Origin of the sequence: Rahnella sp. RFA10(1/100) (genome assembly GCF_004195115.1) — a bacterium.
In the GTDB taxonomy this organism is placed as follows: domain Bacteria; phylum Pseudomonadota; class Gammaproteobacteria; order Enterobacterales; family Enterobacteriaceae; genus Rahnella; species Rahnella perminowiae.
In genome coordinates this window covers 774,771-799,162 of sequence record NZ_SEWR01000001.1, presented here as the reverse complement: position 1 = coordinate 799,162, position 24,392 = coordinate 774,771, and the positions used below count along the sequence as shown (strand labels likewise).

The following is a 24,392-nucleotide window of genomic DNA, read 5'->3' as shown; positions in this document are numbered from 1 at the left end:
TAAATACTTTAATAGAAGAGGTATAAAAATATGATAAGTAATAGAGCATTAGCAAAGCAGTATGGTTACGATGAAAGTACAGTTAGACAGTGGATTGAAAAAGGGATGCCAATCGGTGAGAGTGTAGATGAATTAAAAACACGAAGTTGGATTGTTGAGAATATTTTAAATCCATTACGTAATACAGATATTAAAGAACAGATCGAACAAAAGCGACTTGAAAAGATTACAGCAGAAACTGCATTAACTGAAATTGAATTAGCAGAGAAAGAAGAAACTGTTATCAGTACTGAATATGTTGAGACAGTACTTACAGCATATCTTCACCAGATAAAAACATCTATTCGTTCTATTCCAAATAGAATCTATCTTGAATTATTTGCGATGACTGATGCTAAAGATGTACGCGATAGGATTAAAGATGAAATAGATAAAACATTATATGAGTTGGGTCAAATGGATTTTGAACAACTGCCAGAGGACACGGAAGTATTAGATGAAGACGAACAAACAGAAATTGAAGAGTCTATTATTAAAGATTCAGAAGACAATCCAGCCGCCGAAGATTCAGAAGATAAGTGATTATGTTCAGGAAGTGATGGTACTTCAAGATGGGCCAAGTGCAGGACTACCATTTATTCCATTTGAATTTCAGAAAGAACCAATGGATATAGCACAGGAACGTAGTACTAAGAAAGTAGTTATTCAAGCATGTAGTCAACTTTTAAAAACTCAAGTTATGACCGCAATAGCTATTAACACTATGGCTAACGATCCTAAGAACTTTGCATTTGCCAGTAGTTCAGCCGATGATATTAAAAAGTTTAAAACTGCTAAATTCGAATCTGTAGTAGAAGCCAGTTCAGAACTAAAGAAACTTATAACAGATAAAGCAGATAAGAATGCTACCAACTCAGCTAAACAAACAGAACTAAAGAATGGTACTAACATATTCTGGCTTAACCTTAATACTCCAAACAATCTACGCGGATTAACATTAGCTACTATCCTATGTGATGAAATTTCAGGGGTGGAAATTGGTGCTCAGGGTAATCCCATTAAATTAGCAGAAGCACGTACAAGTACTTTCGGTGATGATGGATTAGTTGTACTTGCCAGTACTCCACTATTCAAGAATGATTTAATCAATGCTGAATTCAATCTTAGTGATCAAAGATATTGGTATGTAACTCACAAGTGCGGGCATGAATACAAATTTGAATGGGAACAAGTTAAGTTCCAGTTTAAACAAATTGATAAAGGCCGTGCTATCCCTGATTCAAGTACTGCTAAATTATTGTGTCCACACTGTAATGAACATATTGATGAACATACACGCCACCAGATGGTTAACGCAGGTCGATGGATTGCTACTAATCCAAATGGTGAAAAGGGTGTAGTAGGTTATCAAATCAGCCGTATGTACTCACCACTTAATACTATCGAAGAAATGGTAGGCAAGTACGCAGACGCTTTATATAGTTTCAATCTTCAAACTTTTTATAACAATGAATTGGGTGAAGTCTTTGAAGATGAGTACCAAAAGGAAGTAGATGTTATTGCATTGGAAAACACACGTGATGATACATTCAATATTCACAACATACCTGAAGAGGCACTTGGTATTACTATCAGTGCAGACCAGCAGTTAGATCGATTGGAAGCTACTGTAATAGCATTTAGTGAAAAGGATGTATGGGTACTTGGTCATGAATTCTTTTACTCACACGATTGTACCAAGATTGAAGCACCGGCATGGAATGAACTTGATAAGTACTGTAGACAGTCGTTCAAGACAGTAACAGGGCGTGTACTACCTACGCTTGCGGTATTTGTCGATAGCAGTAATGGTAACGCAACAGATACAGTAAAACGCTTTACAGTCCGTTGGGCAAAGTATCATTCGATCAAAGGTTCCAGTAGTACTACATCCCCATTGTTCAAGAAGTCCACAGAAGCAGGTTACAAACTTCAAATACTCAACGTACACGAAATGAAATCAACTATCAGGCAATTACTAAACCATATGCTTAGTGATACCCCTGAATTAGCACCTACTCGTTTACATTTCAGTAGTTCACTACCACACGATTACTTTGAACAGCTAACAGCCGAAGAACTAAAACCACGTGGTGGTAAATTGCAGTGGAGACTAAAGCAGGGGCAGAAACGAAATGAAGCATTGGACTGTTTAGTATATGGCTTAATTGCACGTGAATACTCAGTAAGTAAATTAGGTACATCACAACCATATAGAAAACTACGTATGCATAAAGCTGAAACACGTGAGGAAGTGCAACCAACTTTAATAAATAAAGAAGAAACTAAACCTTTACCAGTACAACAACCTACGAAGAAAGCAATATCAACGCGACAACCAAGGAAGGGAAATAACTGGTTCGGTAAATAAGGAAATAATAATGGCAAATCTTTTACCAGAAAAGATCTATATACCTACAAACCCATATGATTTATCCGTAACAATTCCAACTAATAGTAGTTTAGTAGTTAATTATCTGTCTACCGGTAAAAGTATTACTTTGAATAATACTAATTCTATTGAACAGGTAATGACTCTAACGATTGAGATTGAAAGCGGTTCAGATAAATTATTTTGTGTATCTATTTCGGGAGCAACTGTTACTAACTTTGTAAGCGAAGTAATAGATCCAACTAAGTACACAAGTGAGTACTCAAAACTAATCACATTAATTAATGAAATTGATGCTGTTATTGAAAACCGTGTAATGGGTGGTGGTGTCTATAGTACAACAATTAATAATAAAACTTTGATTAGCGAAACACTAACTAATCTTGAGAACATGCGTATACGCTATATAAAACGTGCAAATGCTTTATGGGCAATGATGAATGACTTACCGGCTAACGGCAATGGTCGCCCTTTCAAGAGTATAACAGTTTTTCGTGATCCTAATTATCCTAACAGATGGGGTACACGATAATGTTTTGGAATAAAAAACAACAAGAACCAGCAGAACCAATTAAGAAAAAACGAAAATCTAAACCTAAATCAAAACTATTCGATACACCACAACAAACTCTAAAGCGTGACCTACAGGCCGTGCGTGGTATGAGTACTCAGGTGATTAATTTTGGTTTCACGTCTGGCACAGGTTCACAGAACTTAAACAACTTGATCCGCTGGTTCTTGAGTGACTGGCGTAATGCTTCACGTGAGGCAGTACTAAAGAATCCATTAGGCCGAAAGTATATGAATCTTTCAGTTGATGGTGTTATCGGTGCAGAAGGGGTTTACGTTAAGCCAAGTCCAGTAGCTGATTATATGAATCAAGATGAACTACATAATCTAAGCCAACTACTTGAAAAACGTTTTGATCGTTGGGCATATGATGCAGATCGTTTTAGTCTCGATGGTTCAATGACTTTCGACATATTCCAACAGACTATTGAAAAGATCCGTGTACAGGATGGTGAATGTTTCATTCGTATGCATAAGATTAACGGTACTTTGAAATTAGAAATACTTGATGGTGCCCGATTAACTCAACTTAATAACCAATGGTTAGATAATGGTAACTACATTTCAAATGGTATTGAGTTTGATAAAAACCATCGTCCGGTGAATTATAACTTTTGTATCTACAATCCTATTACCTATACATACGATGCAACAGCATTTGAAGTAGTACCGGCAAATGAAATCTATCATTACTTCATTGCTGATCAAATGGGTCAGGAACGTGGTATTCCAGATATGATTAGTACTGCTAAAACTATGGAAGACATTAAAAACTTTACTGAGGCTGCATTAGTAGCTAAACGTATTTCTGCATCAACTACTGCGTACATCACTAATAATAATAATGATACAGACCAAGTAGATCTAATTGCTGGTGAAGATGATTCTATTGCCACCTATACCGAATATCTCGAAGCAGGTGCAGTATTTGAACTTGGTAAAAATCAAGATATTAAAACTGTTAACCCACAGGCAGGTGTAGATCGTATTGGTGAATTTACTGATGAACTAATGAATCAGATCAGTATGGGTTTAAACGTAACTAAACAATCCCTAATGGGTAGTACTGCCGATGCTTCATTCTCAGCAGCTAAGTTAGCAGAACGCCTACAGGCTACAACCTTCAGAACAAGAACTAATGTACTTATCAGTAAAGTGCTAAAGCCTATATACCTTGAGTGGTTGAAGAATGAAATGATAAATAACAGTAGTCTTAATCTTTCTTTTTCGGATTTCGATGATCTTAGTTGCTGCCGTTTCATTCCAGTAAAACCAATTAGCTTAGATCCTACTAAGGATATACAGGCTGAAATTATGCTATTGGATGCAGGACTTAAATCTAAAACACAAATCATTAGTGAAATGGGCGGTGATCCACGGGTAACGATGGAAGAAATAGAAAAGGAACAAGAACAAAATAAGGAAATAGAATCAAATGGATTTGAATCTAAAGAACCAGAAACGGGATCTAACGATTCCAGTACGGGCGATTGATACAGATTCTCGAACTATCGAAGTAGCATTTTGTAGTGAACTTCCCGTGAGTCGTGAGATTGACGGGCAACTATATTATGAAATTCTATTATGTGGTGAAGAGAATGTTGAACTTTCCCGTTTGAATAATAAAGGTGCAGTACTCTTTAATCACGATAGAGATAAGCTAATTGGTGCAGTAGTTGAAGCACATATGGATTCTGACCGTGTAGGTCGTGCAACTCTCAAAATAAGTAATGTTGGCCTTGGTAGTGCAATGTGGTCAATGATTGAAGAAGGTATTCTTTCACACGTTAGTATTGGTTATAACATTTATGATTACCGTATGGATGGTAATAATATCTTTGTTACTAACTTTGAAATCTATGAAATATCACTTGTGACAGTACCAGCAGATGAAACTGTAGGTATAGGACGTTCATTAGGTGATGATAATTTCGCAGAAGAGTTATCAGAAGCACATGAGGATGAATCACTAAATAGTACAGAGAATACTATTGAAGAGGAAAGACTCATGGAAGAACAAGAGGGAATGGAAGAAACCCGCTTAGATAATGAAGCATACGACATTAAAGAAACATTAGAAGTAGATAATGATTCAAATGGTGGTGTGGCTAATATTGAACTTAGTGATGGTGAATTAGAAGAATTAGTTTCTAAACGCCCAGACCTATTAAAGAAACTACAACAAGGTGTAGAGCCTGATCTATTAAATAGTAATGAACCAAGTGAAGTAGAAGATGTACGTGAACTTGAATCTGAATCTGATCCAGAAATGGAAGAACCAGAAGTAGATGCAGGTGAAGAAGAACGTAAACGAGAACTTACTTCAATCGGTTTAGTACTAAATGTGGATGTATCAGATGCAATTGAAAATGGAATTTCAATTACTGATTTCAAACGTTCACTAAATACAAATAACAAAACTCCTAACGTTAAGGATAACAAAATGGAAAAATCAGTAATCAATGGTCTAATTCGTCAGGCTGCCGAAGGTAAACCATTCGAAGGTGCTCGTCTTGAAGTACCAGTAAACCAACTACGTACATCTACTACTGTTGGTGGTGGTGCATTGGTTAAAGAAGTATATGTTGATTCATATATTGATGTTCTACGTGCTAATTCAGTATTCGCACAACTACCTATTCAAACTTATTCTGGTTTGGAAGGTGAAGGTAATTTAGTACTACCTAAACTATCTTCTGATTATACCCAGATGTTCGATATTATCGCGGAAGGTGCTGATAGTCCTTCAGTAGATGCTAACTTTGAACGTATTGTGATGAAGCCACAAACTTTCTCTGGTTCAGTACCGCTAACTCGTACCCTTATCAAATCAGCAGATACCGCAGAACGTTATGTTCAGGATTCTATGGTTCGTGGTGCAGGTCTACGTCTTGAAAAACTAATTCTTGATGAAGTCGTTGCAGCAGCACCTAACGGTACTTTGACCGCAGCACCTACACAGAAAGATTTTCAAGATGCCTTAGCTAAACTTGCAGCAGCTAATATTCGTATTGATTCAGTAGTAGCTATTGTTCATCCAACTACCGCCGCAGTATTGCGTAGTACATTAGTAGGTGAGAATACCGCAGCTAAGTATATGATCGAAGGTTTCCGCTTTGGTGCTTTCCTATGTGATTCAGTACGTGTTATTGAATCCACACAAGTAGCAGCAGGACAAGTAATCTTTGGTGACTTTGCTAATGTAATTCTTGCATCTTGGGGTGGCCTAACTGTAGATCGTGATGATACTACACTACGTGCTTCACAAGGTATTATGCTACGTACCTTTGCTTATATTGATTGGGCAGTAGCTCATGAAGAAGCATTCTACGTAATGAAACTTGCAGCTTAAGGATTAGAACTAATGAGAGCATTTATTAACACACAATGTGCTGTGTTTCTAAATGCTTTCGGTCAATCTATTACAACTTCTACGGGAAGTACTTTTATAGGAATTGTAGAAGTACTTCCCGTTTCTATTGAAGCGGCTGGTGGATTTATCGAAAGTACAGAAACATATGTAACTATGAAAAAAAGTGATCTAACAGTCGCAGGGGTAGCCTTAAACACAATATTAATTATAGATTCAGTACAATACACAGTATATAACATCGTTGATGATCTTTCGGGAATGGTTGATGTGTACTACAGGACAGTACAAGGATCTTCATTCGCAGAGGATTACTAATATGCAATTAGTACAGCAAGTACGTAAAACAATGAAGCAATTAGTAACTGCATCTAAGAATCTTAAGGTGTCACGTGATGCCGATGTATACAGTGAAATAGCTTTTGATTATTCACTTGAAAGTATTACTTTCGGTAATCAGAGACAAACAGGGTCATTTGCTATTCAGTACTTAGTAAGTCCTAAACCTGAATCGGGCAATACTGCACCAAGCGTATCTTATGATCAAATTATCGGTGCTTTCGATTCAGAAAAAGCACAGGCATTTAAAGATGCTGGCTTAATTATTATTTCCTACTCATATGAACAGAGTGATATTGTCACTGATCCTACAACTGGTTCGGTAAGTTTATCTTTTACTATAAATATCAAAGTAGCGGAGAAAACAAGATAAGGAAATCATAAATGTCTGATATTATTTTAGGTAATAACTTCAAATTATACTATAACACGGACATAGGGAATACCAGCCCACAAGGAATTGATAATGTATTGATCGATGAATTAGCTGCATTCCCTATACTTTCGTTAAACTCGGAAACAACAAAATTCGATACATATACAAGTGATTATGTATCAACGCTTCTATCTGATCAATCAATGGAAGATTTAAACATTGTAGTTAATTACATTGCAACAGATCCATCACATCAATTTTTAGATGAAGCAGTATTAAATCAAACTGAATTCCAATTAGTACTTGTGTATTACTTTGATGAAGAAGCAAGACAAATATCATATGCAATAGTAAATGGCTATATATCTGCGAGTTCACTCAGTGGTGATAAAGATTCAGTAGTACAAAAAAATTATAACTTTACACATTCACAGGTGATCGCAAGAAGTATGGTAGCAAATGCAAGACTACCCTTATATGAAGGGGATTTTGGGGTAGGGTCTGATGGTATTGATATTGATCAGTACAGTCCTGATATCCCAACTGGTAACAGTTTTATTAAAATTCCAGCGGCACAATCTGGAAATCCTTCATCCACTGATATGATGGGCATTGGCTGGACGGACAACGGTCAGGTATGTGAATTCGCAGTAACTAAATCTGGTGCCTTGGGTATCTATGCTAAGAACGCAAGTACAGCATGGACACGTATCTATACCGTGACACAATCAGATGCAGCCTATGTAGCACTTACTGGCAATCAATCCATTGCGGGTAACAAAACCTTCACCGGTACTACAACCGCAGGTACAATTAATGCCAGTATTTTAACCGTTTCAGGTGCAACTACATTAACGGGTACTACTAACGCAGGTGGAGTTAACGCAGGTAGTCTTTCGCTTACTACCGCACTACCTATTACTTCAGGTGGTACAGGTAACGTAAATGGGACTGTAGCAAAACTAACAACCTCACGTACATTTGTTACTAATCTTGCCAGTACCACAGCCGTAGCATTTGACGGTACTGCTAATAACTCACATGGTGTTACCGGTATTCTACCTATCGCCAATGGCGGTACAGGTGCTACAACAGCAGCACAGGCCGCTATTAACTTGAAAGTAGTTCCATATAACGGGGCAGTAACAACCGCAGTAGACATTAATGATTATGGTATTACAGATGCCTATGTGGGTTACTGGCAGTTTTCAGCAACGGCGGGATACGCTTCAGCCAATCTACCAGAAGCATCAGGTGGTATTTTAGAAGTAATTCGTGGTGGTGATTATGGTGGTATGCAAAAGTACACATCCACTACTGGTTACGTATGGATCCGTACTCTTACAGCATCATGGAATGCAACTACTAAACCGTGGGGTGATTGGAAACCAGCAGGCTATCAGGCAACTAAGGAATATACAGCAGATCTTAATGCTCTAACAGTAGCAAACACATATTCATGTAATGCAAGTACTTTGAATAAACCAGATGGTATTACCGTTGGCGGATGGTGTTTCCATTATTCACACTCAGCATCAGGCAACTATCTACAAGTTTATGTAACTGCTACCACTGGTACGCAGGCAAACCGTACTTTCCAGCGTACATATAATGGTACTACTTGGACACCTTGGGCAGAAAGTTATACAACATTGAATAAACCAAGTGCTACAGATGTTGGTGCGTTACCAATCTATACAACCTTTAGTGATGCCGATGTTAATACTATCGTTACAGCAGGTGTCTATTCCTGTACTTCAGTTGCACCAAATATTCCAGTAGTGATTACTGGCACTATGGAAGTATTAGTTCGTGTTGGCGGTGTAAGTATTACTCAGATTTATCATTGTAATGCAACTTCAACAAACTACCAAAATCGTCATTTTATACGGACTGGTACTACGGTATCAGGTACTACTACTTGGACAACGTGGGAATCTATCACTACCAGTACACAAAACTTAACAACGGGTATTGATCTCAATAGTGTAACTGTTTCTGGTAACTATTATGGTTCATTTGTAAATTCACCAACAGGAACAGGTAATTCAGCGAGTGCCCTTGTAACAGTAATTAATACGGGTGCTGGTACATTAGTATATCAATCGCTAACTTTCACTACGGCTAATATCACTTGGACAAGACGCCTTGTTGGTACTACTTGGTCAGATTGGGTACAGGTAGCATCAAGTAGTAATATCGGTACTATGGCATTGCCTATTACTGGCGGTACATTAACTGGTTCTACTGGATTAACTACTACTGGAGCAGTAACGAGTCGTGAAAATAATATTACATATCGACAACTGTTAAGCCGTTCAGATGCTTTTAGTCCATATACTGGATATAACCGTTTAGATCAGGTTGATGGTACTTTACCAACATCACAAATTTCAATCGGTGATATCTCGGCACGTTTAACAACCTCTGGCGGCGATCCGTGGGGTCGTACACTTAGTGGTATGAGTATGTATTATGATACTACTGGTGGCGGTTCCAATATGGTTTACGCCCGTAATGCCGCAGGTGTATTAACAAGTACTATTACTTTTGCTGGTGATACAGGCATTGCTACTATGCGTGGTGCCTTGGTAACTAACCAATTAACAGCTACTACTGGTACATTCTCTGGGAATGTTAGTGTTAGTGGCACAGTAGAACGTATTGGTAGTGGTACTTTAAGCTTCAATGCTAACCGTACTAACGGAGCGGTTAACAGCTTCTACGGAGCACAGACTACAGCAGGGCAGATATTCTTTGGTACAGCGTCCGGTAATAACTTTGTAGTGAACAACACACAGAGCAATACAGGTGCATGGTTAACTATTGATGCAAGTTCAGCAGCATTTTCTACAGCAGTTACAGCACCTTCACTGGCACTAACAGCAGCATTGCCGTTAACCAGTGGCGGTACGGGAAATACTACGGGAGTCGCTACTAACGTATCTGGGGTAGTGACAATTGCTAATGGCGGTACAGGTGCTACTACTGCATCAGCAGCACGGAATGCACTTGCTATTACACCTGCTAACATTGGAGCACTTCCAATACCTGGTGGCACTATGACAGGTACAGTTAATAGCTCCACCACGGGAGTTGGCTTTATAAAGCTTGCATCCGGGGTAAGTGGGCAAATCAATAACTTTGCAAATATCTATTTTAATAGCACACAGTACATGCAACTCGATTTAATCAATAACGGCTCAAACGTGATAAGTAGGATTGTTACATGGAATGGCTCTTTTCACGCATTCGGTTTCTATGACAACGGTAACGGCGTTTGTGATGGTACATGGATATCGGGTTCGGACGAGCGTCATAAAACCAATATTAAATTAGTACCTAATGCTCTTGATGCAGTCTTAAGTTGGCGTGGTGTTACTTACGATAAGAAAGATGGTTTGCCAGAGGTTGGTTTAATTGCACAGGACATTGAAAAAGATTGCCCCGTAGCAGTTATAAATTCAGGGGAGCGTAAATTTTCTGATGGTACAAAAATTGAAGATTTCAAGTCATTAAATGTCGCTGGTGTATCAGCCGCCTATCATACCGAAGCAATAAAAGAACTCCATGTAATGATCTTAGATCTTCAAGCTCAGATCGAACAAATAAAGAATAATAAATAAATACAATCGGGGGTAAGGACTATCCCCGTATAACTTATATAAGGATATAAAAATATGTCATATGATATTATGAGTGGTGCTAACCTTAAAGTTGAAGTTGGTACTGCCGGTACTGTACTTGCAACTGATTTTGAAGTAGTACCCGAAGTTAATACATTCACTACAAGCGGTTTCGAAAGTACCGTAATTAATGTTAAAACCTTTAATTCTGCTTATGATCGTAAACTATTGGGTACTAAATCCATTCCAGATATTAGCCTTGCAGTTAACTATCTTGCGGATAATGAAGTACATCAGAAATTGGAACAACTTGCAGATGATCAGACACGTTGTCAGATTCGCCTAAGCTATTATGAAGACGCTACACATACTACTGGCTTCTATGTCGTGTATAGCTGTTTCGTTTCTACTACTACTATTGGTGGCGATAAAGACGAAGTAGTAACTAAGACTTTCACCTTAGCAGTAGATGGTGCAGCAATTGCTTCAGGTCTATTACCATTAGTACCGTAATCATAAACACAATCTAATAAATAAAGGGAAGGTAGACAATCTACTTTCCCTTTTTTATTGGAGAACAAAATGAATTTAGAAAATCTAAAGAAAAAATTAAAACCAAAACTTGTACCATTTGAGATTGAAGATGAAACAATCTACATTCATCGTCCTACTTTGAATGATATTAATAGTTGCGATACTATGCCAAAAACAGTACTTCATTGTGTTAAAGATGAAAATGGTGATCCTATTTTCTCTCTTGAAGATATTGAGGGGCGTATTAACATCAATGTTATGGACTCAACACTAATCAATAAAATTTATACTGCTATTAGTGATTTGTTCACTGAGTCAGATCCAATTGATGAAGTTGAAAAAAAGTAAGAGGTGATAACCATTTACGATACTTTTGTAAAATGGTTAATAGGCGAGGTTTATCACCGGATGAGTACTTTGGATTAGATGAAGAAGTACTTAATATGCTTATGATCTACGATTCTTATATAGAACCATCCGGTACTCACATTGATATGCTTTATCATTGTAATGCGATGTATAACCAAACAATGAACAATCCAAATCTTACTACTGAGGCACGTAGATCTTTCAAAGCGGCTGATTTCGATTTCCTTGGTGTACTTGAACCTGATGTTACTACTAAAGAACGTGCGGAGAATTTCGAAAGGAAGAAAATAGAAAACACAGCTAATAGTATTCATACAATTGGTGAAGCTATAAAAGCACAGGCATTAGGAAATAAAAAGAATGGCAAATAATAATAGAATTAGAGTAGATATTGATGGTGATGAAAGTGGTCTAAACAGATCACTTAAATCAGCATCAGAAAGTATTGAAAAGTTTTCTGATTCATCGGGTGAATTACTTGGTGGATTGGGTGATGGTTTCAGTAGTCTAACATCAAAATTAGGTGGTTTGGGTGTTGGATTAACTGGCCTTGCTGGTGGTATTGGGTTAGTTACTGGTGGTGTTGTAGCTATGGTTATGGCGTCCAATGACTATGTAAAATCACTTAATGAGATTTCAAGATCATCAGGATTAACAGTAACTGAATTACAACAATTACAAACCGTATTTCAAGGTTTAGGATTAGATACAGAAAAATACGGTGATATTAACCGTGACGTGCTCGATCATCTCGGAGATGCATTCCGCGATGGATCCGGCCCAGCAGAAGATATGAAAGCATACGGTTTAAATCTAAAGGATTTTAACAAATATCTTAATCAAGCTGATGGTGGTATTAAGGCATTAGCTACTGCGTTTTATGATATGAAAGCAGCAGGTAAAAGTACCGCAGAAATTACCAATATGTTAGAAACAATGGGATCTGATGGTTCTAAACTTGTCGATGTAATGCAGCAGTACAGTAACGCTACAGACCTAATGAATGCAATATATAGTACTCATGCTCAGTTAACCGAAGAGAACGCCAAGAAGTACCAAGAATTTGATAAGACCGTAACCACATTAAGTACTTCATTCCAACTTTGGAAAGCTAACGCATTAACACCAACAGTAGAAGAACTTAATAAGATTCTTGCTGTAATGAATGGTGATAAATGGACTAACAACAGTTTCATGGATATGATGCGTGAATTCTATTATGGTGGTGATACTGCTATAGCTAAAGGTTTACGTAAACTTGATGGTGTTGGCGAAGTAGGTTATTCAATTAATGCTACTGCGACATTAGATAAAAACGCTTCAGACCTATTGAACTTTGTTAATAACAATACCGGTACTAAAAATACTACTCCTAAAGATGGATGGGTTAATAAAGAGAAACAAGCACAAGAAGCCGCAGCAGCACAAAAGAAAGCTGAAGCAGCCGCGAAATCAGCAGCAGATAAAGCAACAGCCGCAGCAAAGAAACAAGCCGCAGATCGTATCACCGCACAGGCATCTTTGAATAAAGCTATTAGTGATATGACTATTGATAGTAATGCCCGTCAGCTTGCAGAGTTCGATAGACAGCAACATGAATTAGTACTAAGTATTCAGAAGTCAGCTAAAACACTTGGTCTATCTCAAGATAAGATAACAAGCCTATTATCTCAACAACAACTATCAAGTGCAGCTAAACGTACTGACATGGTTAATGGGATGATTGGTTATCAGGATCCTAATCAGGGTTTAAAGGATACTAATAATCTATTACAGAATGGTAATCTGAATTCACAGCAAACCGGCTTTCTTGCTCAACAGCAGAATCAACGTATTAATGGTGATAATCCATTTGCATTTGATAATACTGATCAGAAACAGAAAGATAATACTGATGCAATGAACGCAGAACTTGCACAGAATGATCTATTGCTTAAAGGTCACGAAGATTACGAAAAACGCAAAGCTGAAATTACTGCGAAGTACAATGCACAGGCAATTGATATTGCTAACCAGAATGCACAGAATCAATTAACCGTATTCAGTAAAGCCGCAACATCCCTAAGTGATGGTATGGTTGCTGCGTTTGGTGAGTCATCAGGAGCCGCACAAGCCGCTTTTGCCATCAGTAAAGGTATCAGTATGGCACAAACGGTACTGAGTATTCAGTCAGCACTTGCACAGGCATTAGCAACACCATTCCCTGCGTCACTTGCTGCATATGCTCAAGTACTATCATTAGGTATGAACATTATCAGTACTGCTAAAGGTGCTTCAAAAAGTAATGGGCAATTCCACGGCGGGGTAGATGAATTACCATCAAGCCTTGATAATAAGTCTTTTGTACTTAAAGCTGGTGAACGTGTAGTACAACCAGAAGCTAATACGAAATTAACTAAATTTCTTGATAAGCAAAGTTCAGGACAATCAAACGCAGGTGATATTACTGTTAACGCACCATTGTTAGTACAAGGTGATGTAGCTGGTGATGATGCTAAATTCAATGAGATGCTAAAGAAACACGCTAATAGTGTTACTCAGGCCGTTAGATCAAGTCAAAAACGTAATACATAAAAAGGGGGCTTTATGCCCCTTTATTTTTATAAATACCATATAAAAACTAAAGAGGTATTTTATGGCAAGTTTTTCAAATAATGTGAAGGTTACAAACTTTCAATTAAAATCAGTTGAACCTATGTATAGTAATCAATCTTGGACAGGTCAACGTATTATACGTAGTACCGGTATTCAGTACTATCAAATCGGTCTAACACTAAATTTCAATCCTACAAGTCTTAGTGAAGTGAATGCATTCCTTGCTCAGTACTCACAGGGTAAACCATTTACCGTTACACTCGGTGTAGCTGGTGTATATCACGGACAACAAGCGGGTGCATTAACTGCAACGGCACCAGCGGCAAAAGGTACACGTGTAATCACTACTAATAGTAATCAAATGGCAATAGGTGAAATGATTCAATTCAGTAACCATAATAAGCTATATAAGATTATTGATCGTACTGCAACATCCCTAACTATTTTTCCTGTACTACAAAATACAGTACAGACCAGTGAAATTATCCGTTATGACAATCTAATAGTAGAAGCAGTATTAGATCCAGATAATGATTATACAATGCCTGTAGGTAACTTAATGACACTTAATCTTAAGGCAACGGAGAACATTGTATAATGGATGATTCAGTATTAACTAATCCACAACTATTAAAGTACTATGCTTTAGTTCGTGGTGTAACGAAAACTCGTTTAACTGTAATGGATGTAATGAGTCTTGGCGTTAACGTTACCTGCTTTGATGTACTACCAAATGGTACAAATGGATTTCATTGGACTGATTCACTAATTGATATTTCCCTTGATGGTAATCAGTACATAAGCTTTCCAGATATTATTAGTGGTTCACTACCATCATATGCAGAGACAAAGGGTATCAGTAATGACGCAGTAAATTTTAAAGTAAGTAATGTGAATACATCAGTACGTGCATTGGCATTAGGTGGTTTTCTAAAGAACGCAAAGATGAATATCAAACTTGTGATTCTTAACCCATATGACAGTACCGTATTATATTCAATGCTTATGTTTAGTGGGTTTATTGACTACGTGCAGGCCGTAGCAGATCCCAATGCACCTACTAATGAAATGACTATCTATGTTAATAGTGTATATAAGAAACTCGATAGACAACCTGCACTAATAGCCGCTAACTCAGTTTATCAATCAATATATTCAGGTGATGCGTATTTCTCATTATTAGGACAGGTAAACCAAAATCAGGATTGGAAGTACAAATAATATGCAAAATAAAATCATAAAAATCATACAAGATGCAATTGATAATCCGTATGAATTCGGTACTAACGATTGCAACCTAATAGTACTAAGAATGATAGATCTCATTAACGGTACAACTACTTTAGCTGAACGTGAATATACGACTGTTAAAGAGGGTATAGCAGGACTTAATAAAGAAGGTTGGAATCATACAGGCGAAATAGTTGAAGCCTATTGTGATGAAGTACAACACACAATTGATGGAGATATCTGGTTAGATCCAGACAATCCACTAATTATGGCATTAGTAGCATCAGGTCGTGTACTCGGTGTAAATCAAGATCACACCGGTTTTGAACTTCAACATAAACCAACTAAAGGAAAATACTATAGAGTAAGGAAACAGTAATATGGGTAAAAGTTTAGGCGGTTTCTTTGGTGCCGTAATCACCGCAGTAATCGTAGCAGCAGCAGTATACTTTTCAGGTGGTACAGCATTAGCGGCTATAGGTTGGGGTGCGGCAGCAGGAGCGGCTTCATTAGTAGCGACATCAATGATGAGTCAGATCGGGGCGTCTGCATATGGAGATGTATCAGACTCACTATCACGCAGTACATCACCCACTACTGGCCTACCAGTTATCTATGGCGGTCAGTACCCACATAAGAACGGTATAGACGGTGGATCATTCGTTCTAACGGGTTCTATCGTGAGCTGGTACAACGTGCCAGATAGTTCATCACAGTACTTATTCAGTGAACAGGCAGTAGCCTATACCGGTACATCTAAATTCATCAATCAAATCTACATTGATAATGAACCAGTATTAGCACTACCGATTACATCAGATGGTGTTGTACCAGCGGCAAGTATTTCAACTAAGTACCGTCCGTATCTTCAATTAGAAGTTCGTTTTGGTGGTGATTATACAAGTACTAAAACATTAGCTTCACAATACGCCGGTACAAAATGGACTAATGCATTTCTTGGTAAGGGCATTGTCAGTATCAGTGCTGTTATCAAGAAAACACAAGATAGTCTATCTAATAACATTCTGGTGAATGACCAATTCGCATTAACTTGTGAAATGAAAGGGCAGGTTATTTTAGATTTAGTCAGTGGTACAAGTATTGCTTCAAGTAATCCACCATCAATAATTTATGACTATTTGACTAATGCAGTATACGGAATGGCAATTGATCCATCATTGATTAACCTTGATACGTTTATGGAAACAGCAGCATATTGTGATGCAATGCAGTACTACGCAAACGGTGCTATTAGTTATTCAAGTACTTTCAAAGATAATATTGAAAATATTTGTCAATCATTCGGCGGTATTATGTATGTTCACGCAGGGCAAATCTGTATGACTACTGACCGTAAAACCATTTCCGTACAATCATTCTCTGAAAGTAATATGATGGGTTCAGTACAGATTTCAACATCAGGCAGTACCGATTATTTCAACGTTGTAGACTGCAAGTATACTAACCCTTCATCAATGTACGCTACCGACGTGGTACGCATACCAAGTGATATTACAACTGATGAAGCAGTACGCACCGATGGGCAGGTGATAGCACTAAGCCGTGATTACACGTGGTCATACGATCAAGATGTAATTGCGAAGATGGCAAACGTGGACGTTCTTAAGGCTAAGTACGCCTTACGCACTATCAGCTTTACTACAAGTGAAGGTTGGGATCTAAAGGTATGGGATACAATTACAGTGTCAAATACTGAGATGGCTATCAGTGGTAAGTTCAAAGTACTTTCCAAGGAAGTATCTACCACACAGGAAGACATAGGTTATGTAACCATCACCGCAGTAGAAGCACCTGATGCTATGTATGATGGGGTAGATCCGGGCATATGGTCGCCGAGTGGGGTAATCAACTTCCCACAATTACAGGTAATTCCACCAAGTAATCTTCAGGTTTCACGTAAGGGTAACATTACATCAGGTTCTATTGTTGATCTGTCTTGGACTGCATCAGTGGATCCTTATCTACGCGGTTATTACGTGTACTACAAGCTTAGTTCAGCCAGTGTCTGGACATATGCCGGACAGACTTCACCACAGAAAACTGATTATGAATTGTTTGGATTATCAGATACCGCACAATATGATTTTGGTGTTGAGGCATATTCTAATATTGGATTAGTCAGTACTCGATTGACGTTAACAGGATTAGTACCAAGTTATAATTTCGCATTACCTTCAATTACTGGACTTGTTTTAGTTAACCAAACTGATACACAGTACATCACCAATCAATCAAACTTCTATCTAAGATGGGATGATCAGAAAAACTTGATTGTTAACGGTCGTGCATTTAGCAGCTATTTTAAATATTACGTTGTTAAAATATATGACGGTACTACATTAGTAGATACATTCTACACACAGAGTCCTGAATTCAATTACACCTTAGTAATGAATACTCGCAAGATTCGTAAACCGACTATTGGGATTTACGCACAGGGATTTACTACTGGTACATATGGGCAGGAAGTACAGATTACCGTACAAAACCTACAATGTAAGCTTGTTACTAGTACTAAATTTACTGGTGGTTTTGGTAACTTGTTCGCAAGCTGGACAGCATCAACAGAACCAGATTATGAAGGTGCAATTATTCAAATTACCAGTGGTCAGACAGTACAGACATTCACAAGTAATAAACCTGAATTTGATAGTATTCCAAATATTGTAGATGGAACATATCAGGTTAAGATGGGTCTTTTTGACGTATTCGGTACTGATGGAATTCAGTATTCACCAGAAGTAACAGTACAGATTAATTCTAAGTATCAATTCACAGCAGAAGATGCCGCAGGTATTGAAGAGGTAATTGATCTAAGTAATAAATTAGATGATATTTTATCTCAGGCAGTTAATGAAAGTACAGATTATACTAATACACAAGTATCAGTATTGCAGAACAATATAAATGATAATACGGCTAAGATTACAACTCTTAATCAGACAGTAGTAGATAATGCGTCAGCAACTACTACACAGATTATACAGTTGAAATCTACAGTTGATAGCAATACTGCATCAGTTAATACATTAAGTACTGCTAAAGCTGATAAGAGTACAGTAGATGCAAGTTATTCATTATCAGTTAATGCCAACGGTACTGTAGCCGGTATTCGCTTGGTAGCATCACAGGGTGCAAGTACTAACAGTGCTATCTACTTTGTTGCCGATAAACTATTAGTATCACCAAGTACAGGAGCTACAGCGGGTAGTGTTGCACCATTTGCAATTGTTAATGGTACTACATACTTAAACAATGCGATTATTCAAACTGGTAGTATAGGTTCAGCATATATAGCTGATCTTTCTGTGACTAACTCTAAGATTGCAAATGCAAGTATTAACGCTGCAAAAATAATTGATGGTGAAATTACTAACGCTAAGATTGGTAATACTATTCAGAGTAATAACTACAATCCTAATACTTCAGGATGGCAGATAAACAAAGATGGTTCTTTCTATATCAATGGACAGAATAACGGACGTATGACAATCAACAATAACCAAATATTAATATATGACAATAACGGTACTCTACGTGTCCGTATGGGACTATGGTAATAAATATCTATGGGGTAGTACTTCTACCCCGTTTTTAAAAGGATTTAATAATGGCACAAGGATTACAATGCTGGGATGCTGGCGGGACAATGGTAGTAGATATTGGTGACTACAATATGAGGTATATGGGTTCGGTAGGTTTGAATATTACCTCCGGTACAAACTCATGGAATGTAGGATTCGGGGGTATGCGTACTACAGGATGGTTAGCAATACTAAGATCTAACCAGTACTACAATGAATTTTACTGCATACCAAATAATGATTCATTTTCGGTTCAGTACCTACCTACAGGCGGTGCTTATGCACAAAGTTTAGTATTTGACGTTTATTCATACAACACACTCTAAGGGGGCATTATGTCAGGTTTTCAGGTATACAATTCTGCCGGTGCTCTTACTATCGACTCTAATAATAAATCAGTAGTAACCAGCCAACTAAAGGCAATGGGTAACTTATCAGACACGGGTTTCTATCTAATCAACAGTGCATTCGGTAACGGCTCTACATTGGGTTTTCTTCAAGATAACTTCTTCCCTGATCAGGGTTTACGTTGGTTCCAAATACAGAATGATGGTAGGTACTGCTTTGCCGGTGCAAGTCTCTATGAGGCGAATAGTGGTCGCTTTATGATATCGAGTAACACTAACGGTATCTCATCTGGTTATCTTGATGTTTATGATGCTGGTGGTCAATTAATCTGGAGTGCTGCAAGTGCTGGCAGTATGCCCCGTATTCAGGGATTCTTTTCAGTACCGGCAGGATATGATTTAAGTAGTGCCCTAACACTAAATACATCCTTTGCTAATCCGTGGGTTTGCATTAGTCAGTGTCCGGGCAATATATCAGATGATGGTACTGCAACTGGTTATTCTGGTTTGTTAATTCGCAGGAATAATAGTACTTCATTTACTTTGCAATATGTTAATAGTAAACAAAAACCATATAGTACTGCTATGGGTAATAATGGATTAAATATAGCACTTGCAAGTTTCACCGGTTACTAAATAATAAAGCAGTACAAAATAATAATAAGAAATATGAGGTTTTAAAAATGGATGTGTGGGCAATGATTTCTGCAATTTTTGCGGGGGGTGCCCTAATATGGGCAATATTCCGTGATAAGGGCGGTGACAACAAAGAACTAACAGATCGTGTCTCTACACTGGAATCTAAAATATTAGTACAAGAAAGTACTTTAAGTAGATTAGAAGAAGAACAGGATGAAATGAAGGAAACATTAAAATCACTCGGAACGCAGATCCATCAATTGGATTTGAAAATCGAGAGAATTCTAACAATTCTTGAAAAAGTAAAATGAGTAAGGGGCATAATGCCCCTTATTTTATTTGTTGGTTAGTACTTCAATCATCTGATTTAGACGGTTTGGAGTTTGCTTATACCATAGTGAATCTTTAGCTTGTTTAATTGCTTCTTTGTAGTCTTTGGCTTTCAGTGCTGCAATCATCTTCTTAAACTTAAGTACACCGGCATACCCTAACTGAAAGATCATGATAATCATAAAATCTTGCCAGTCTTGAGGAAGGTCTAATTCTAATTTGTAGTACTGCATACGTGCAATTTTAATGTCTTGGTTAAGTAATGCGTTAGCCTTATCTTCACTAATCCCATATGGATATACTTCACTATTAGTTAAAAGGTGTCCGTACCCAATGGTAGGTTTACCAAGACTATCATAGTACTGATAGAACTTATCATTCCTAAACATACCCCGACTTTGTTGATACTGTTTAGTACCTTCATATTGTTTTAATCTGTCTGCTAATTCCATAAATATTCCTATAAGTTAATTATTATGGAAGTATTTATATGGAATGGAGTTATTCAGAAGATTGGAGTGAAGATGTACTATTAGATGGAAGCTATGCTGGTTTTGTTTATATGATTGAATTCCCTGAAACGGGTATGGTGTATTATGGAATGAAACAAATTTACCAGCGGGTTAAAACAGCTAATAAGATCAAATCTACTTCAAAAGAAAACGGATGGAGAGGGTACACCTAAAGCAGCAAAGTAGTTAATAGAATGATTGAAGAGGGTATGGAGTACAAGAAAACCATCTTATGGGGATTCGCTTCAATGGCAGAAACTTCATATATAGAAACTGCAATTATCGTAACAGAAGGGCTAAAGCCTAATATTATTAATTTAGCAGTAATGCAGAAGTGTAGACTACCTACCGGTGAATCTAAGACCAGACTAAGGGGAATACTTCAGGAAATACTATCATGGTTAAATTAAGGTAAATATATGGCAAGTAGAATAGATGTTAGCGGTGCTCAACAATATATAAAATCACAGGGAGTGAAGCTAAAGCAGGACTTCCAAAAAGAAATAATTAATCGTTCAAGAGCATTAGCACAGAAGATGCAAGCAGATATGAATAAATCGGTAGATCGGGGTGCAGTTACCTTTACACAACGGTCAATACTATTCCTTTATAAAAAATCAGGTACAGGTGTTACTACATCAATACTTGTTAAGGATCTACAGGTCAAGTACTTATACGATGTTTTCGTAAAAGAAAAAGCTATTGATAAAATAGTACCGACAAGTGCAGCACGACTATCTGCACAAGGCAACATTGCAGGGTTGAAAAAGAATCTTGCGAGTGGTCGCTATAAAATAGTTAAGGGTAAAAACGGTAAGCAAAGATTAATTGATACTACTAAAAAAGATACAAAGACAAAAACAAAACGTGTAATTGGATTACGTGAATCTAAACGCCGTAAGATCATCTATGACTTCTACCAAGAAGCTAATGATGGTGTACGCCTTATGATATCGGGAATTCAAGGATCGTTTATTATTAAAAGGAATTAATATGGATTTTGAAAAACATTATGGTGAACTCACAAGTGATATTAGAATCAATGGACTTATTCCAGATGGAAATAGTATGCCTATTAATGTAATCTTTCTTGCCAAAAAGTTTAAAAAAATAATCAAAGAAACTGATTATCATATTGATAGTTTTATGAATGCGTGTTTTGAAAAGTCGCAGGATTTAAAAGTAGGTGAAGTACTTAAATGGGAACTACTCGATAGTGGTTTACAGTTTGATGTGTACGTTATCGACACTAAAAAGCTATTCGTTAAGGGTAAACATTTCTGGGTATATGCAATGGGAATTATAGAATGATAGGAATTACAGCAATCATTGAATTGATTAAAACAGGTTTTGGTTTCTTCCAGAAGAAGGAGCAGAGTAAGGCAGATTTAGATGCAAAGAACAGCCATGAACAGAATGAGATCACGCTTGAAGAAACTCGTAAAGGTTTTACATGGCGTCAGGGGCTTGGTTGGGTACTAACATTCATTGTCTTTTACAACTATGTAGTGATACCGCTGTTAGCACTATGTGGAGTGTTACTACCAGCTATACCGCTTGATCAAGTTTGGAAAGTACTTATAATCTTGATTGGTGGTAGTTGAGAAAAAATGGGATTTACTATTTAATTTTCTTTTGTAGGAATTCATATGCGGATATATATCACTTCAAGTTGTTTTATATTATTACTTATAATATTTTTAGTATGTATGAATGACTTTTATCCCACAATTTATGACGGAATAAAAATAACAGATTGGATTTCCTCTATATCTACAGTGCTATCTTTTTTAGTCGCAATTTTTGCATTTTGGTATGCTAAAAATTATTTAGTACAAGAGCGTTATAAAAATGCGAGTAATTTCGCTATAGATATTCTACATAAAGATATGGTTCTGTTATCTTCTTTACAAAAGCAGCAACAATTGCTTTTTATAATTGATAATAGAACTCAATTTTTTATACATAGCACTGATAATCATCAAGAAGATTTCTGCATTAAACATTTAGCATCAACTTATCTCAGTATGCGGGAATTAATTGAATCAATGGATACTTCACTTGAATTAGTCGGCAATGATATATTTAAGGCAAGGATTGTAGGGTGTACCTTCAAAAATAAAGATAATGCTATAACTAATGTTGTGAAAGATTATACTGATTTGAAAGAAAAAATGAACCGACTTTATGTTTTAATCGGTTCTCAATTATTACCTTATTATAGATTCAATTTGAATAACATCGATCCTGATGAAGATATTAATATTCATTTTCCTGAACAGCGTGGTGCTGAAAGAGAAGAAATGTTTAGTGATATAGTAGAACTAACTATAGAATGTAAGAGATTAATGTCTAACATAACAGAGAAAGTTAAAGAGTTGCGTGAAGGTGTTAGTGATTTACAAGAGATATTCAATTTCAAATAATAAAGTAAATACCCGTACATTAATTTATACGGGTATTTTTTTATGGCAAGAATTACAAAAAAGGAATCTGCAAATCACATAAAGGTGATGGATTTAGTACATTCAGATAAGCAACTAACACAAGATGATAAAGAATTCATATTCAATAACTACAAGGGTGATGGGATTGGTGCTACCGGTGCTTTCTTCACGCCTGAAATGCTGGCTTGGGACTTCATATTAGATGCTGGCTGTACTGATGACTGTATAGAACTTTGTGCGGGGATAGGGCGGTTAAGCTACTACCAGTTTCTGCGAAATCAACCCACACATATCACTTGTGTAGAGTTGAATCCTGAATACGTGATGATTGGGAAACGTGTCCTTCCAGAGGCTGAATGGATATGTGGTGATGCTCTTTAGTACTCACCAGATCGTTTTTATCGTGTCGCCTATGGCAATCCCCCATTCGGAAACATCAACACGTCAGAAGCCTTTACAGGCCGTTATAAGGGCAGTGAATTTGAATACAAGGTAATTGAACATGCTTCTACGTTTTCGGCTTATGGGGTCTGGATAGTACCGCAAGGTTCAGCAGGGTTTGTTTACTCTGGTGCTCAGTACTACGACAGGCGTGAATCAGGGAAGTACAAGAAGTTCACAGAACAGACTGGATGGACGTTTGAAGCGGGCTGCGGGATTGATACAAGTATCTACAAGGATGAATGGAATGGTACGAAGGTGATTTGTGAGGCAGTGACGGTAGAGTACTGAAAATTAAATTGATGTATCATTAACATTTGTCGTCACGACGGTGTCATCGATATAACCCCCTGTTCCTTCTGATTTTTTAGTCGGCGCACAAGCGGCAACAGCCATGACCACAACCGCTGCCATGCAGAACGCGGACAATGTTTTGAATAGCTTCATAAATAACTCTCCATGATTTGTTATAAAACCAAAAGAAACAAACTCTTACGGAATCAGCGATATTCACATCGTGCAAAATATCATTGATGTACAGAGTAATTTTAGTGTGGATTATTAAAAGGAGTAATACAAATTAAGCGGGGTTAAAAATAGTAAGAAATTAAAAGAAACAGAACCTTAGTCA

The 24,392-nt window shown here is 37.2% G+C and carries 27 protein-coding genes; 25 read left to right on the top strand and 2 right to left on the bottom strand.

The window, feature by feature from the left end; all coding sequences use genetic code 11:
- Positions 1–30: 30 nt before the first annotated feature.
- The 19 genes from ETV65_RS03480 (at position 31) to ETV65_RS03390 (ending at position 20,342) form a co-directional block, all read left to right on the top strand.
- Complete coding sequence (locus ETV65_RS03480; protein WP_240782807.1) at positions 31–582, top strand: terminase small subunit; 552 nt, start codon at positions 31–33, stop codon at positions 580–582.
- Positions 497–2,410, top strand: coding sequence for a terminase gpA endonuclease subunit (locus ETV65_RS03475; RefSeq protein ID WP_129951592.1), 1,914 nt, complete (start codon positions 497–499; stop codon positions 2,408–2,410). The genes ETV65_RS03480 and ETV65_RS03475 overlap by 86 nt, the downstream gene beginning before the upstream one ends.
- 10 nt (positions 2,411–2,420) lie before the next feature.
- The gene (locus tag ETV65_RS03470) at positions 2,421–2,963 is read left to right on the top strand and encodes a hypothetical protein (protein WP_129951591.1); all 543 of its coding nucleotides are present in this window, start codon (positions 2,421–2,423) and stop codon (positions 2,961–2,963) included.
- Positions 2,963–4,495, top strand: coding sequence for a phage portal protein (locus ETV65_RS03465; protein WP_129951590.1), 1,533 nt, complete (start codon positions 2,963–2,965; stop codon positions 4,493–4,495). The genes ETV65_RS03470 and ETV65_RS03465 overlap by 1 nt, the downstream gene beginning before the upstream one ends.
- Positions 4,437–6,353 (top strand): phage major capsid protein, encoded by a 1,917-nt coding sequence (locus tag ETV65_RS03460; protein ID WP_129951589.1) that lies wholly within the window; start codon positions 4,437–4,439, stop codon positions 6,351–6,353. The genes ETV65_RS03465 and ETV65_RS03460 overlap by 59 nt, the downstream gene beginning before the upstream one ends.
- Positions 6,354–6,365: 12 nt before the next feature.
- Positions 6,366–6,689 (top strand): hypothetical protein, encoded by a 324-nt coding sequence (locus ETV65_RS03455; RefSeq protein ID WP_129951588.1) that lies wholly within the window; start codon positions 6,366–6,368, stop codon positions 6,687–6,689.
- A 1-nt stretch (position 6,690) separates the two neighbouring features.
- A complete protein-coding gene (locus ETV65_RS03450) occupies positions 6,691–7,083 on the top strand; it encodes a hypothetical protein (RefSeq protein WP_129951587.1) in 393 nt (130 codons plus the stop codon).
- Between the two features lie 11 nt (positions 7,084–7,094).
- Positions 7,095–10,712, top strand: a complete 3,618-nt coding sequence (locus ETV65_RS03445) for a pyocin knob domain-containing S74 family peptidase (RefSeq protein ID WP_129951586.1) — start codon at positions 7,095–7,097, stop codon at positions 10,710–10,712.
- Positions 10,713–10,766: 54 nt separating this feature from the next.
- Entirely contained in the window at positions 10,767–11,225 is a 459-nt protein-coding gene (locus ETV65_RS03440; protein ID WP_129951585.1) for a phage tail tube protein, read from the top strand.
- Between the two features lie 69 nt (positions 11,226–11,294).
- Positions 11,295–11,594: a hypothetical protein gene (locus ETV65_RS03435; RefSeq protein ID WP_129951584.1), complete on the top strand. Its 300-nt coding sequence runs from the start codon at positions 11,295–11,297 to the stop codon at positions 11,592–11,594.
- A gap of 95 nt (positions 11,595–11,689) precedes the next feature.
- Entirely contained in the window at positions 11,690–11,986 is a 297-nt protein-coding gene (locus tag ETV65_RS03430) for a hypothetical protein (RefSeq protein ID WP_240782806.1), read from the top strand.
- The gene (locus tag ETV65_RS03425; protein ID WP_129951583.1) at positions 11,976–14,189 is read left to right on the top strand and encodes a hypothetical protein; all 2,214 of its coding nucleotides are present in this window, start codon (positions 11,976–11,978) and stop codon (positions 14,187–14,189) included. Before ETV65_RS03430 ends, ETV65_RS03425 begins: the two co-directional genes overlap by 11 nt.
- Positions 14,190–14,250: 61 nt before the next feature.
- The gene (locus tag ETV65_RS03420) at positions 14,251–14,808 is read left to right on the top strand and encodes a hypothetical protein (RefSeq protein ID WP_129951582.1); all 558 of its coding nucleotides are present in this window, start codon (positions 14,251–14,253) and stop codon (positions 14,806–14,808) included.
- A complete protein-coding gene (locus ETV65_RS03415) occupies positions 14,808–15,431 on the top strand; it encodes a DUF2163 domain-containing protein (protein ID WP_129951581.1) in 624 nt (207 codons plus the stop codon). Before ETV65_RS03420 ends, ETV65_RS03415 begins: the two co-directional genes overlap by 1 nt.
- 1 nt (position 15,432) lies before the next feature.
- Positions 15,433–15,819, top strand: a complete 387-nt coding sequence (locus ETV65_RS03410; protein ID WP_129951580.1) for an ornithine carbamoyltransferase — start codon at positions 15,433–15,435, stop codon at positions 15,817–15,819.
- 1 nt (position 15,820) lies between these two features.
- Complete coding sequence (locus ETV65_RS03405) at positions 15,821–19,021, top strand: phage tail protein (protein WP_129951579.1); 3,201 nt, start codon at positions 15,821–15,823, stop codon at positions 19,019–19,021.
- A gap of 50 nt (positions 19,022–19,071) precedes the next feature.
- The gene (locus ETV65_RS03400) at positions 19,072–19,371 is read left to right on the top strand and encodes a hypothetical protein (RefSeq protein WP_129951578.1); all 300 of its coding nucleotides are present in this window, start codon (positions 19,072–19,074) and stop codon (positions 19,369–19,371) included.
- Positions 19,372–19,380: 9 nt separating this feature from the next.
- The gene (locus tag ETV65_RS03395) at positions 19,381–20,028 is read left to right on the top strand and encodes a hypothetical protein (protein WP_240782805.1); all 648 of its coding nucleotides are present in this window, start codon (positions 19,381–19,383) and stop codon (positions 20,026–20,028) included.
- 47 nt (positions 20,029–20,075) lie between these two features.
- The gene (locus tag ETV65_RS03390) at positions 20,076–20,342 is read left to right on the top strand and encodes a hypothetical protein (RefSeq protein WP_129951576.1); all 267 of its coding nucleotides are present in this window, start codon (positions 20,076–20,078) and stop codon (positions 20,340–20,342) included.
- A gap of 24 nt (positions 20,343–20,366) precedes the next feature.
- Here ETV65_RS03390 and ETV65_RS03385 read toward each other — a convergent pair whose 3' ends face one another.
- Positions 20,367–20,813: a glycoside hydrolase family protein gene (locus tag ETV65_RS03385; RefSeq protein WP_129951575.1), complete on the bottom strand. Its 447-nt coding sequence runs from the start codon at positions 20,811–20,813 to the stop codon at positions 20,367–20,369.
- A gap of 38 nt (positions 20,814–20,851) precedes the next feature.
- Between ETV65_RS03385 and ETV65_RS25105 the strand changes: the two genes are divergently transcribed.
- The 6 genes from ETV65_RS25105 to ETV65_RS25100 all read left to right on the top strand — a co-directional run bounded on the left by ETV65_RS25105 (position 20,852) and on the right by ETV65_RS25100 (position 23,701).
- On the top strand, positions 20,852–21,046 hold the full coding sequence (locus ETV65_RS25105; RefSeq protein ID WP_240782804.1) for a hypothetical protein: 195 nt from the start codon (positions 20,852–20,854) through the stop codon (positions 21,044–21,046).
- A gap of 246 nt (positions 21,047–21,292) precedes the next feature.
- Positions 21,293–21,865: a hypothetical protein gene (locus ETV65_RS24860; RefSeq protein WP_165383686.1), complete on the top strand. Its 573-nt coding sequence runs from the start codon at positions 21,293–21,295 to the stop codon at positions 21,863–21,865.
- A gap of 1 nt (position 21,866) precedes the next feature.
- Entirely contained in the window at positions 21,867–22,184 is a 318-nt protein-coding gene (locus ETV65_RS03370) for a hypothetical protein (protein WP_129951574.1), read from the top strand.
- On the top strand, positions 22,181–22,477 hold the full coding sequence (locus ETV65_RS03365; RefSeq protein WP_129951573.1) for a hypothetical protein: 297 nt from the start codon (positions 22,181–22,183) through the stop codon (positions 22,475–22,477). The genes ETV65_RS03370 and ETV65_RS03365 overlap by 4 nt, the downstream gene beginning before the upstream one ends.
- A 45-nt stretch (positions 22,478–22,522) precedes the next feature.
- Positions 22,523–23,299: a hypothetical protein gene (locus ETV65_RS03360; protein ID WP_129951572.1), complete on the top strand. Its 777-nt coding sequence runs from the start codon at positions 22,523–22,525 to the stop codon at positions 23,297–23,299.
- 42 nt (positions 23,300–23,341) lie between these two features.
- Positions 23,342–23,701 carry a hypothetical protein gene (locus tag ETV65_RS25100; RefSeq protein ID WP_240782803.1) on the top strand — a complete coding sequence of 120 codons (360 nt, stop codon included), beginning with the start codon at positions 23,342–23,344 and terminating at the stop codon, positions 23,699–23,701.
- 354 nt (positions 23,702–24,055) lie between these two features.
- Here ETV65_RS25100 and ETV65_RS24855 read toward each other — a convergent pair whose 3' ends face one another.
- Positions 24,056–24,208, bottom strand: a complete 153-nt coding sequence (locus ETV65_RS24855) for a hypothetical protein (RefSeq protein ID WP_165383678.1) — start codon at positions 24,206–24,208, stop codon at positions 24,056–24,058.
- Between the last annotated feature and the right edge of the window lie 184 nt (positions 24,209–24,392).